The sequence below is a fragment of the Pseudomonas fluorescens genome (assembly GCF_001307275.1).
GTDB lineage: Bacteria > Pseudomonadota > Gammaproteobacteria > Pseudomonadales > Pseudomonadaceae > Aquipseudomonas > Aquipseudomonas fluorescens_AA.
In genome coordinates, this window is record NZ_CP012831.1 from 6,359,077 (window position 1) to 6,371,200 (window position 12,124).

Here is a 12,124-nt window from a genome sequence, read left to right on the forward strand (position 1 = left end):
TTGCCCGCGATGAACGATAACGCGGTTCAGCTGTTCGACCGCGGCGCGGCTATCGCGGGCAAGCCTTGCTCCCACGGGTCCCGCCCCTAGAGCCCCCCCTTGCCACAGGTGCATTCGCACCTCACGTGCATTTTGTATCCGAAAAACTCACAAAGTTTTCACAACCGGCTCGTAATACTCCCCGCCTTTAGGGTTGCTCGACGCAGGCCTGCAGTCACCAATCCGGTGCCGGCAGCTTCGTCGATAAAGGCTGGAGCGCTTGATGAGCTTGTTCAAACGCAGCAAAACGACTGCGAAAGGTTTCGACTGGGCCGGACTCGGCTGGCTGTTTCTGTTCTTCTGGTATTTCTCGGGCATCACCCAACTGCTCATCCTGCTGAGCGACACCTCCGGTTTCACCGGCTTTCGCCAAGCGTTCGTGATGAGTGCGGTGTGGCTGGCGCCCATGTTGCTCTTCCCCGCCCGTACACGCGTGCTCGCGGCATTGATCGGCGTGGTGCTGTGGGCTTGCTCCATGGCCAGCCTGGGCTACTTCTTCATTTACCAGCAGGAATTTTCCCAGAGCGTCATTTTCATCATGTTCGAATCGAACGTGTCTGAAGCCGGCGAGTACCTGACCCAGTATTTTGCCTGGTGGATGGTGGCGGCGTTCCTGGCCCACACCGCGGTTGGCTATTGGCTCTGGACCCGTCTGCGTCCGGTGTACCTGCCTCGGGGCCAGGCCATGGTCGCCGCAGCCGTCATCGTGCTCGCCGTGGCCGGTTATCCGCTGGTCAAGCAAACCCTGCGCACCGGCAGTTTCGCCGGTGGCCTGGAGAAGTTCGAAGATCGCATCGAGCCAGCCGTGCCATGGCAGATGCTGGTGGCCTATCGTCGCTACGGTGAACAGCTGGAAAACATGCAAGGCATGCTCCACAGCGCCAGCAAGATTGCACCCCTGAGCAATCTCAAGGATGCCACCGCAGAACAGCCAGCCACCCTGGTGCTGGTGATCGGCGAATCCACCAACCGCCAGCGCATGAGCCTGTACGGTTACCCGCGGGAAACCACGCCGGAGCTGGACAAGCTCAAGGACCAGCTTTCGGTGTTCGACAATGTCATCACCCCGCGCCCCTACACCATCGAAGCGCTGCAGCAGGTGCTGACGTTCGCCGACGAGGAGAGTCCAGACCTGTACCTGAGCACACCATCGTTGGTCAGCATGATGAAGCAGGCCGGCTACAAGACCTTCTGGATCACCAACCAGCAGACCATGACCAAGCGCAACACCATGCTCACGACCTTTTCCCAACAGGCCGACGAACAGGTGTACCTGAACAACAACCGCAACCAGAATGCCGCACAGTACGATGGCGACGTGATCGAGCCATTCAACAAGGCCTTGGCCGACAGCGCCCCGCGCAAGCTGATCGTGGTGCACCTGCTCGGCACCCACATGAGCTATCAGTACCGGTATCCGCCGACGTTCAACAAATTCACTGACCGCCAGGGCGTACCGGCGGGCCTGCGTGATGACCAGGTCCCGACCTACAACAGCTACGATAACGCGGTGCTGTACAACGACTTCGTGGTGTCCAGCCTGATCAAGGATTACGCCAAGACTGATCCCAACGGCTTCCTGCTGTACCTCTCGGACCACGGCGAAGACGTGTTCGACTCGCCGGGTCACGGTACGTTGGGCCGTAACGAAGGCAAACCGACCGCACCGATGTACACCATTCCTTTCATGGCCTGGGCTTCGCCCAAGTGGCGCGAAAACCATGACTGGAACTTTGCCGGCGACCTGTCACGCCCCTACAGCAGTTCACACCTGATCCACACCTGGGCGGACCTGGCCGGCTTGAGTTTTGACGAATTGGATCGTAGCAAGAGCCTGGTCAGCGATGACTTCAAGGCCCGTCCACTGCTGATCGGCAACCCGTATCAAACCCCACGCAAGGCCCTGATCGACTTCAGCCTGATGCAGCCCAAGGCGCCCTTGGCCGAAGTCGTGCAAAAATAATCGAAACCGATTGGATGCCCGCTTTTACAGGGGCTTGATCCAGAACTGCATAGGTCCGTGGGCGGGGTCGAACATGCCGGGGGCAAAGCCGAACTTGGCGTAGCTGCCCTGTGCCACGGCATTTTCCTGGAGCACTTCCAGGGTAATCTTGCAGCAACCGCGCTGGCGGGAAATATCCTCGACCTTCTGCAGCATCTTCTGGCTCAACCCGAGGCCGCGAAACTCCGGCATGACCACCACGTCGTGGATGTTCACCAACGGTCGGCAGGCAAAGGTTGAAAAACCTTCGAAACAATTGACCAGCCCCGCTGGCTCGCCGTTGACGAAAGCCAGCACGCTGAAGGCATGAGGACGCTTGGCCAGTTCCTCGGGCAAGTGCAGCAGGACCTCGGCCGGCAACGGATGTCCCCCGCCCATCGGGTCCTGCGCATAGCCGTTGAGCACATGACAGATCGCTTCGGCGTGGACCGGGTTGGTGTAGCTGGCTTGCAGAACAAGAATGTCCTTGGCTTCTTCCATGACCTTCCATCTCACTTCGGTAGTACCGGCGGCTCGATGCCGTCGGCGGGATACAGGTCAGGCTGGCTGACCAAAACGTTGCATTTGCATTTCCTGGAGGCGACTGAGCGTACGGCGAAACGGGAATTGCAGATAGCCCTCGGTGTACAACTCATCCATCGGCACCGCAGCCGAAAGGCACAACGGTACCTTGCGGTCGTAGCATTCATCGACCAGGGCGATGAACCGTCGCACGCCGTCGTCGTGGACCGACAACTGCGGCAACTCACGGTCACCGGCCACGACCCGCTCAACGCCGTCCTCGGTGCCACGGGCAATGCGCCCCTCGCGCTGTTCGGCGCTCAGGCAGGGCACATCACTGAGCAGAATGACGCTGAAGCGGTCGCACAGCGCCATGAAATCCAACGCCGAGAACGGTTGCTCGCACAGGTCGGCGTAACGACTCCAGAGCACCGTATCGCTGGCCTGGACCGGTTCAAGCAGGCGATGGCCCACGTCAATCGGCGCGCGGCTCGACGCCTGCCCTGTGGTCAACAGGCTGAAGACATCGCCCAGCGGATCGGGCTGCCCGGGATCGCGCAGCCAATAACGCTGCTGCAATTGGCCTGGGTGCTGGCGATGGTCTTGCCAGCCGTTCACCGGCACGATCTGCATGTGCTGCTTGATCGCGGTGATGGTCGGCAGGAAACGCTCACGGTTGTGGCCGTTGGCATAGAGTTCTTCCGGCGGCAGGTTGGAGGTGCTCACCATCACCATGCCCAGCTCGAACATCACCTGGAACAAGCGCCCGAGGATGATCGCGTCACCAATGTCGTTGACGAACAGCTCGTCGAAACACAGCACCCGTACTTCTGCGCTCAACTCCCGGGCCAGGGCTTGCAAAGGATCCGGCGTGCCGGTGAGCTGGAACGAGCGCTGGTGCACCCACGCCATGAAATGATGGAAGTGCTGGCGGCGGGCCGGCACCTTGAGGCTTTCATAAAAGCGGTCCATCAGCCAGGTCTTGCCACGTCCCACCGGGCCCCAGAGATAGACGCCCTTGATCGACTTGCGCCCTTCGTGCAACGCCTGGTGGCATTGCTCCAGCGCCATGATGGCCAATTCCTGGGCCTCGTCCTGGACGAAGCCGTGGTGTTCGATGGCATGCTGCCAGGCAGTCAAGGGGGAGTCGAAAGTCATACGGCCCGGGTCCGGAAAACGAAGGTGGGGAGTATGCCATGACGGGCGATTGCAGGAACCCTGCACAGAGCCGTGACGAAGGGGTTTATCTGTGGGAGCAAGGTCTTGTGGAAGCATGCCCTGTGGGAGCAAGGCTTGCCCGCGATGAACGATAACGCGGTTTGGCTGTTGGACCGCGGCGCGACTATCGCGGGCAAGCCTTGCTCCCACAGACCTGGGTACGGAACTTTAAATCGAGATATCCAACCGACTGATCTTGCCCTGCTCATCGAGCCGAAAGGTATAACGCAACTCCAGCGGGCTGCCGGGGAATGTTCCGGAGATCAGGTTCTGCACCAGCACCTTGCCAGTGCGCTGCTGCACATTGAGGACTTCCACCCGCGGCTGGAATCGCTGGGCGGTGTCTTCCATCCATTGGGCGATGGCCTGGGTGCCAACGCGGTGCTGGCCTTCATCGAACACGTTGGCATCCTCGGCGAAGAAACGCGTCACCGCCGAACTGTCACGGGCATTGGCAGCCGCGATGTAGCCGGCGATGGCCGGGGCCAGGGAAGAGACGGGATTGGACATGGTATGGCTCCTTGTTTTATCGATCTGGCACCATGCTAGAACAGCGTTGTGTCAGTTTTTGTCAGGAGTGAACCGCCCGGTTTCGTCCAGCTTCATCAACGCAAACCAGTCCCGCAACAAATCGCTGCGCCGGCCCGGATACCGCTCGCCCTGCTCGGTGGCCGAGGCAATCCGGTCGGTGCGAAAGGTCCGGTAGGCGCCGCGCAACTCGCACCAGGCCACCACCACCCGCGCCTCGTTGAAAAAGCCCAGGGCCAGCGGCCAGATCAGGCGTTGGCTCGGGGTCTTGTTCACGTCGGCGTAGTCGATGTGCAGCTTGGCCTGGGCACGAATGGCCTGGCGGTAGACATTCAGCTCCACGGTGTTCTGCGGATAACCATAACCCGGCGGGCCAGGCAGTACCGTCGGGTTGCGTAACGCATCCCGCACATCCGGGGCCAGCACGGCGGCGACCTTCGCCAGGGCGTCGGCGGCCGCCTTGCCCAGCACCTCGTCGGCGCGCTGATCCACGTAGCGCAAACCCAGCACAATGGCTTCGATTTCATCGGCGGTGAACATCAGCGGCGGCAGGAACAGGCCGCTACGCAATACATAACCAATGCCCGCCTCGCCCTGGATCGGCGCGCCGAGGGCCGTGAGTTCGGCAATGTCGCGGTACAAGGTACGCTCGGATACATTCAGTTCACCCGCCAACGTCGCAGCGGTGACCGGGCAACGCTTGCCCCGCAAGACTTGCAGCAAAGTGAGCAGCCGAGTGGTACGCGACACGATGGACTGTCCGCAAAGAAAAGATGGCGCAGATTAGCAGAGGCTGGTGTCAGAAACTGTCAGGAGCCCCCTTACTATCCAATCGCTGTGGCATGGGCTTTTGTGGCGAGGGAGCTTGCTCCCGCTGGGCTGCGTAGCGGCCCCAAGCTTCTGCGGTTGCTGTGCAACCGAGCGGGAGCAAGCTCCCTCGCCACAAAATCGCCCTATCCAAGGGTTCGTGGGTTGCCGTTGGGCACCTGTGGGGTATCGTGCTCACTCGCTTCCGGTTTTTTTCATTCTTTGAGAGTCAATCCATGCGCAGAATCCTCGGCCTTTCCGTATTCCTGATCCTGCTCAGCCTCAGCGCCTGCGCCCTCTTCCCGAACCGTGACCCGCTGAACATCAACGTGGTCGGCATCGAACCGCTGCCCAACCAGGGCCTGGAAGTACGCTTCGCCGTGAAGCTGCGCGTGCAGAACCCCAACGAAACCGCCATCGACTACAACGGCGTGGCGCTGGACCTGGAGGTCAACGGCCGTACGCTGGCGACAGGGGTCAGTGACCAGACCGGCTCGATCCCGCGCTTTTCCGAAGCGATCGTGAGCGTCCCGGTGAGCATTTCGGCGTTTTCCGTGCTGCGCCAGACCCTGGGCCTGAGCCAGACCCAAAGCCTGGACAACCTGCCCTATGTGCTCAAGGGCAAACTCGCCGGCGGCGTGTTCGGCACCATGCGCTTCGTCGACCGCGGGACCCTCGAACTGCCGGGCTCCGCGGCGACGTGGTGAATCACGCCGTAAAGCGCACGCCAGGCTTGGCGCGCTCGTCCACCACCAGCTCGAACACATCCGGCCTGGCGTAGTGCCCGACCACGTCATAGTCGTAGCGCGCCCGCACCAGGTCATCGGTGTCGATTTCGGCGGTCAGTAGCCCGGCAGTGTCTTTCAGTGGTCCGGCGAGCACATCGCCCATGGGCCCGACAATCACGCTGCCACCGGCAATCAGCGGCCGCTCGACCGGCCAGTGCGCGACGTCGATACCCAACGCCTGCGGCGAAGCCTGGACCTGACAGGCACTGACCACAAAACAACGCCCTTCGTGGGCGATATGCCGCATGGTCACCTGCCACATCTCCCGCTCATCCACCGTGGGCGCACACCAGACCTCCACCCCCTTGGCGTACATCGCGGTGCGCAACAGCGGCATCATGTTTTCCCAGCACACCGCCGCGCCGACCCGGCCAACCTGGCTGTCGATCACCGGCAAGGTCGAACCATCGCCTTTGCCCCAGATCAGCCGTTCGGTACCGGTGGGCATCAACTTGCGGTGCCGTGCCACCAGGCCCGCGTCGGGCTCGAAATACAGTGCAGTGCAGTAGAGAGTGCTGCCGACACGCTCGATGACGCCCAGCACCAGGCTCGCCCCCGTACGCGCCGACAGCCCGGCCAGCGCTTCGGTTTCCACACCGGGCACATCAAGGGCATTGGCAAAATAGCGGGCGAACGCTTCACGCCCCTCCGGCAGCCGGTAACCCAGTTGCGTCCCGAACCCCTCGCCCTTGGGATAACCACCGAGCAACGCTTCAGGCATCACCACCAGGCGCGCGCCGGCCTGGCGAATGGCGTCTTCGTAGGAAAGGATCTGCGCCAGGGTCTCGCCCTTGCCGTCAGGCAACGAGCCGATCTGCAGGGCAGCCACAATGGATTTGGGCATGGTTTTCAACTCCGTGATCATCAGGTGTTGCTGATTCTCGAGGAGCGGCCGATCATGAATAAAGCCCTGAATGCTGCTAAATGATATGAGCCCCATGAATATCGCCGACATCGACCTCAATCTGCTCAAGACTTTCGAAGCCCTGCATGACGAATCCAGCGCCAGCCGCGCCGCCCTGCGCCTGGGCGTGACCCAGTCGGCCATCAGCGCCGCATTGCGCAGGCTCCGCGGGTTGTATGACGATCAACTATTCGTGCGCACGGGTCGGGGGCTGGCGCCGACGCTGCGGGCCAACCAGCTGAAACCGGTGATCAGCGAAGCCCTGGACAAATGTCGCCAGAGCCTGGCGATGGTCGACCCGGATGCCAGCCATTATGACGGCCGCTCGGTCATCGTCGGCCTGTCGGATGATTTCGAGATTGCCCATGGGCGGCGCCTGATCGACGAAGTGGCCCGACGTGCGCCGGGCCTGCGCTTGATTTTCCGTCAGACCCACAGCCAGATCGTCGGCCGGGCCTTGATGGAGCGCGATCTCGACCTGGCGATCACGGCGGGTGGTTTCGCGCAGCGGCTGCTCAGCCGCCAGGTATTGGGTGAAGGCGATTACGCCTGCCTGTTGGACGCGGCGAGCCTGACACACGGCCAACAATCCCTCAGCCTGGAGGCGTTCGTGGCCCGCGAGCATCTGCTGGTGTCTTCGGGGGGCTTCATCGGCATCACCGACGAAGGATTGGCCGGGCTTGGCCTGAGTCGGCGAGTCTGTGCCTCGACCACCCACTTTGCCGCGCTGCCATTCCTGCTCAAGGGCAGCCAGGCCGTAGCGACGATTCCCGCCCACGCTGCCCGGGCCATTGCCGACCTCAGCGGCCTGGCCTTGCTGCCCTGCCCCCTGGCCTTGCCCCGCTACCCCATCGAACTGGGCTGGCGGACCCACACGCAAATGGATCCGGCAATGCTCAAGGTGCGCGAGGCCATTAGCGCGACGTTTGCCTGAGGTTTACTTGTTGGCGGCCATCAGTCGATTGACTTCACTGCGCACCATGTTGGCGTATTCCGGCGGCGACATGCCGTCCAGTTCGGCACGCACCCACTCGGCCCACTTGCCCTTGCGCTTGGAGCGCTCGCCAAACAGGCGGGCGGCATCGCCCTTGGCCTTGCCCAGGTTGTTTTGCCACAGTTCAAAGAGTCGGGATTTTTCGTCTTCCAGCGCGGCGCGCTCGGCCAGGGGCTTGTCAGCCAGATTGAAGCTCATGGGAATTACCTGTTGCGTAAATAGGCGCCATCTTACACCTTGCGGGGAAACGTCTTAACCACGATTTGCGATGGACTGCCCTGCCAAGGCCTAGGCGTTGCAACTTTTTAACCGGCGCAGCACTCCATTGTTCAATGCCATCATCCACACAAGGAGTACTTCCATGGCCCGTAAAGGCACCGTGCAAGCGAACGGAGAGCAAATCAAGGATCAAGCCTTCAGCGAATTGACGGCGCTGATTGAAGAATCGGAAAAGCTGCTCAAAAGCAGTGCCTCGCTGGTGGGAGAAGAGGCCGAAGACCTGCGAGGCCAGATATCCCAGAAACTGCAACAGGCGCTCGACTCGGTCACCAGCGCCCGGGAGCGTACCCGTCCAATGGTCGATGCCACTGAGGTCTATATTGGCGGCCACCCCTGGCAGACCGTGGCGATTTCCGCGGGGTTCGGGCTGGTGGTGGGTTTGCTGCTGGGACGGCGTTAAACAATAGCAACCAGCCCCCGGACCTGATGTGGGAGCGAGCTTGCTCGCGATGACGGTGTGTCAGACAACATCTCTGCTGCTGAACCACCGCCATCGCGAGCAAGCTCGCTCCCACAGGGACTTGTTATTGCCTTAAGCGGCGGGTCCCGCCCGCAGGATCGACGCATCCTCCCCGCGGTACAACGCCTCCACCTTCCCCGCCCGCCACTGCAACACCGCCCGTTGGTTGATCGATCCCTTGTCGGTGATTTCACCACGGTCGATGGACGCCGGTTCATCGAGCAAGGCTATCCACTCCACGCGACTGGCGTTGCCGCTGGCTGCGCGGTTCAGGCGTTGCAGCCAGTCGGCGAACCATTGGCGTACCGGCGGGCTGGCGAGGACCTGGGCGTCGCTGGCGTTCGCGCCCAGGCCTGACAGGCGCCGGCACTCAGCAAGTCGTGGAAACACCAACGCACCCAGGCACTCGCGATCCGGGGCGGTGATCACCAGGTCCTGGACGTAGGGTGTGCCTTCCAACACCGCCCGGTTACGCAACGGCCCGACGCTGACGAAGACACCGGAAGACAATTTGAAGTCCTCGGCAATCCGCCCGTCGAACATCAGCCCCAGTTGCGGATTGCTGGCATCGGCCAGTTTGATCGCATCCCCCGAGCAATAGAAACCGTCCTCGTCGAACACTTCGGCGGTCTGCTGCGGCGAACGCCAGTAGCCAGGCATGATGTGCGGCCCGCGAAAACGCCCTTCGAACTTGCCATCCACCGGCACCAGCCGGACCTCGCAGCCGGGCGCCGGAAGACCGATGTAGCCGGCCATGGACAAGGGCCCGGTGGTGAAGGTGCAGGACGGCGACGCTTCGGTCATGCCCAGGCCCGCCATCATGCGGATACGTTCTCCGCAATGCTGCTCGGCAACCTTATCGAGCCGATCCCAGGTACTTTGGGACAAGCCCGCCGCGGCAAAGAAGAACAGGCTGATGCGCTTGAAGAAACGCTCGCGCAACTCACCGTCCTGCTCCAAGGCGCTGACCAATTCTTCCCAGCCCTTGGGTACGGTCAGGTAGGCGGTGGGGGAAATTTCCTTGAGATTGCGCAGGGTCTCGGCGAAGCCCTGGGCGGTGGGTTTGCCATCGTCCAGGTAGAACGTGCCGCCGTTGTACAGCACGATGCCGACGTTGTGGCTGCCGCCGAACGTATGGTTCCACGGCAGCCAGTCCACCAGCACCGGCGGTGCCTCGCCGAACACCGGAAAGGTTTGCAGCAGCATTTGCTGATTGGCGCACAACATACGCTGGGTGGTGATCACGGCCTTGGGCAGCTTGGTGGAGCCCGAGGTGAACAGGAACTTGGCGATGCTGTCCGGGCCGGTGGCGGCGAACGCCTGCTCGGCCTCCGAGCCGCCGGGTTGGGCCAACAGGCTGGCGAAGCTTGTCCTGGAGCGGCCCGCCATCTCGCCGCGCACCGTGACCAGGGGAACGTTCGCCGGCAATACGGCATTGATCGCTCGTTCGAACGGGGCGGCTTCGCTGACAAACACCAACCCCGGCTGCAACAGGTCGCACACATGGCGCAGCTTGGCGAAATCCTGGGACAGCAATGAATAAGCCGGCGACACCGGGCAATAGGGAATGCCGGCGTACATCGCGCCGAGGGCCATTTGCAGGTGTTCGATGTCGTTGCCGGAGAGCAGCGCCAAGGGTTTTTCCGCTGACAAACCATAGCTGAGCAGGCTTTGGGCGATGGCCCGGACACTGTCGAGCATCTGCGCATAGCTGACACGACGCCAGTCACCGCCCGCTTCACGGGCCGCGATGAACGTCTGCTGCGGGCGCACCTCGGCCCAGTGCACCAGGCGCTCGAGTAAACGCGCCGGCAACGGGGCCAGGGATTCCAGGGAGCGCATGTGCAAAATGCCGCGCTCTTCCCGGACTTCGACGGCAGGATGACCAATCGACACCTGGCGATAACGCCCGGCCTCGGGTCGGGAGGACGATCTGGACTCGGAACTCACGTACATTTCCTCCACCAAGGCACGCTCGGGTCGCGAGGCGAGCGGAGCGTGGCAGCGCGGGGCTGCGGCCTTGTCATTGTTATTCTGGCCTGCATCCGGGCGGCGGCTTTCGAGGCTCGACCGCCCGTGACGCGATGGGTTTCAGATCGGGTAATGCCGGGGACCGTTCTGCAAGGTCACCCAACGCAACTGGGTGAAATGCTCGATGGACGCCTTGCCGCCGAAGCTGCCATAACCACTGGACTTGACCCCGCCGAAGGGCATCTGCGCTTCGTCGTGCACGGTCGGCCCGTTGATGTGGCAAATGCCCGACTCGACCCGCTGGGCCAAGGCCAACGCGCGGGTGGTGTCGCGGCTGAAGATGGCAGCCGACAGGCCGAACTCGGAATCGTTGGCCAGGCGCAACAGCGCTTCATCGCCCTCACCGCGTAACAGCACCGCCACTGGCCCGAAGGATTCCTCACGGTACAGGCGCATCTGCGCAGTGACACCGTCGAGCAAGGTCGGCTGCAGAATGCTGCCTTCCAACTGGCCCCCGGTGACCAGCGTTGCGCCTTTGGCCAAGGCATCGTCGATCAGTCCCTTGATGCGCTGGCCGGCACTGGCATCGACCAACGAGCCCAGCACCGAATCGCCAGCCGCCGGATCACCGGCACGCAAGGTGGCGATCTTGGCGGTCAGCTTGGCGATGAACGCATCCGCCACGCGGGCGTCGACGATCAATCGCTCGGTGGACATGCAGATCTGGCCCTGGTTGAAGTAGGCTCCGAAGGCGGCCGCTTGCACGGCGGCGTCCAGGTCGGCGTCATCCAGCACCAGCAACGGCGCCTTGCCGCCCAGTTCCAGCAACGCTGGTTTGAGATGGCGCGCCGAGAGTTCGCCGACGATGCGTCCGACGTGGGTCGAACCGGTGAAATTGACCCGGCGCACCGCCGGGTTGGCGATCAACCGTTCGACAATGGCCGGCGCATCCGCCGGTGCGTTACAGATGACATTGACCACACCGTCACCCAGCCCGGCGTCCTGCAACACCTGGCCGATCAACCGGTGCACCGCCGGGCTGATCTCGGAAGCCTTGAGCACCACGGTGTTACCGCAGGCCAGGGGCATGGCGATGGCGCGGGTGGCGAGAATCACCGGGGCGTTCCAGGGCGCGATGCCCAACACCACGCCACAGGGCTGACGCAGGGCCATGGCGAAACTGCCTGGCACGTCGGATGGAATGATTTCGCCGTTGATCTGGGTGGTCATGGACGCCGCTTCGCGCAGCATGTTCGCCGCCAGGTGCACATTGAAACCGTACCAGTTGGCCATGGCGCCAGTCTCGCCGGCCGCGGCGATAAACTCGCCACTGCGGGCCTGCAACTGCTCGGCAGCCCGCAGCAGACGCGTGCGGCGTTCGTTGGGTGCCAGCGCGGCCCAGGCAGGAAACGCCGCTTGGGCGGCGGCCACGGCGGCATCGGCATCTTCCAGGGTGGCGGCGGCCACGCGAGACACCACCTCACCGGTCACCGGGTTGCAGCGCTCGAAGGTCCGGCCGTCGCGGGCCGGGCACGACTGGCCGCCAATCAACAGGGGCACGTCCAGCATGGTGATTCCTCTTTATTGTCTTTATCGGGAACACGTTCACAGTAGCGCCGAGGGCCTTGGACGA

Annotated in this window: 12 protein-coding genes; 4 read left to right on the forward strand and 8 right to left on the reverse strand. The window is 62.7% G+C overall.

Going from position 1 to position 12,124, the window contains the following annotated elements:
- Window positions 1-262 precede the first annotated feature (262 nt).
- The gene (locus AO356_RS27885) at window positions 263-2,002 is read left to right on the forward strand and encodes a phosphoethanolamine transferase CptA (protein ID WP_060742563.1); all 1,740 of its coding nucleotides are present in this window, start codon (window positions 263-265) and stop codon (window positions 2,000-2,002) included.
- A 24-nt stretch (window positions 2,003-2,026) separates the two neighbouring features.
- On the opposite strand, the gene AO356_RS27890 is transcribed toward AO356_RS27885, so the two are convergent.
- The 4 genes from AO356_RS27890 to AO356_RS27905 all read right to left on the reverse strand — a co-directional run bounded on the left by AO356_RS27890 (window position 2,027) and on the right by AO356_RS27905 (window position 5,038).
- The gene (locus AO356_RS27890) at window positions 2,027-2,521 is read right to left on the reverse strand and encodes a GNAT family N-acetyltransferase (protein ID WP_060742564.1); all 495 of its coding nucleotides are present in this window, start codon (window positions 2,519-2,521) and stop codon (window positions 2,027-2,029) included.
- A gap of 57 nt (window positions 2,522-2,578) precedes the next feature.
- Window positions 2,579-3,700 (reverse strand): cell division protein ZapE, encoded by a 1,122-nt coding sequence (gene zapE / locus AO356_RS27895; protein WP_060742565.1) that lies wholly within the window; start codon window positions 3,698-3,700, stop codon window positions 2,579-2,581.
- A gap of 228 nt (window positions 3,701-3,928) precedes the next feature.
- Window positions 3,929-4,270 (reverse strand): nuclear transport factor 2 family protein, encoded by a 342-nt coding sequence (locus tag AO356_RS27900; protein ID WP_003202401.1) that lies wholly within the window; start codon window positions 4,268-4,270, stop codon window positions 3,929-3,931.
- Between the two features lie 51 nt (window positions 4,271-4,321).
- Window positions 4,322-5,038: a helix-turn-helix transcriptional regulator gene (locus AO356_RS27905; protein WP_060742566.1), complete on the reverse strand. Its 717-nt coding sequence runs from the start codon at window positions 5,036-5,038 to the stop codon at window positions 4,322-4,324.
- Window positions 5,039-5,331: 293 nt separating this feature from the next.
- Here AO356_RS27905 and AO356_RS27910 point away from each other — a divergent pair, with 293 nt between their 5' ends.
- The gene (locus AO356_RS27910; protein WP_060742567.1) at window positions 5,332-5,802 is read left to right on the forward strand and encodes an LEA type 2 family protein; all 471 of its coding nucleotides are present in this window, start codon (window positions 5,332-5,334) and stop codon (window positions 5,800-5,802) included.
- Window position 5,803: 1 nt separating this feature from the next.
- On the opposite strand, the gene AO356_RS27915 is transcribed toward AO356_RS27910, so the two are convergent.
- On the reverse strand, window positions 5,804-6,727 hold the full coding sequence (locus tag AO356_RS27915) for a carbon-nitrogen hydrolase family protein (RefSeq protein ID WP_060743231.1): 924 nt from the start codon (window positions 6,725-6,727) through the stop codon (window positions 5,804-5,806).
- An 85-nt stretch (window positions 6,728-6,812) separates the two neighbouring features.
- Here AO356_RS27915 and AO356_RS27920 point away from each other — a divergent pair, with 85 nt between their 5' ends.
- Window positions 6,813-7,721 carry a LysR family transcriptional regulator gene (locus AO356_RS27920; RefSeq protein ID WP_060742568.1) on the forward strand — a complete coding sequence of 303 codons (909 nt, stop codon included), beginning with the start codon at window positions 6,813-6,815 and terminating at the stop codon, window positions 7,719-7,721.
- Window positions 7,722-7,724: 3 nt separating this feature from the next.
- Here the strand turns inward: AO356_RS27920 and AO356_RS27925 are convergent, their stop codons facing one another.
- Window positions 7,725-7,979, reverse strand: a complete 255-nt coding sequence (locus AO356_RS27925; RefSeq protein ID WP_003181187.1) for a hypothetical protein — start codon at window positions 7,977-7,979, stop codon at window positions 7,725-7,727.
- A gap of 163 nt (window positions 7,980-8,142) precedes the next feature.
- Between AO356_RS27925 and AO356_RS27930 the strand changes: the two genes are divergently transcribed.
- Window positions 8,143-8,460 carry a DUF883 family protein gene (locus tag AO356_RS27930; protein WP_060742569.1) on the forward strand — a complete coding sequence of 106 codons (318 nt, stop codon included), beginning with the start codon at window positions 8,143-8,145 and terminating at the stop codon, window positions 8,458-8,460.
- A gap of 132 nt (window positions 8,461-8,592) precedes the next feature.
- Here AO356_RS27930 and AO356_RS27935 read toward each other — a convergent pair whose 3' ends face one another.
- Both AO356_RS27935 and AO356_RS27940 read right to left on the reverse strand, forming a co-directional pair.
- The gene (locus AO356_RS27935) at window positions 8,593-10,470 is read right to left on the reverse strand and encodes a feruloyl-CoA synthase (protein WP_060743232.1); all 1,878 of its coding nucleotides are present in this window, start codon (window positions 10,468-10,470) and stop codon (window positions 8,593-8,595) included.
- 141 nt (window positions 10,471-10,611) lie between these two features.
- Window positions 10,612-12,060, reverse strand: a complete 1,449-nt coding sequence (locus AO356_RS27940) for an aldehyde dehydrogenase (RefSeq protein ID WP_060742570.1) — start codon at window positions 12,058-12,060, stop codon at window positions 10,612-10,614.
- Window positions 12,061-12,124 lie beyond the last annotated feature (64 nt).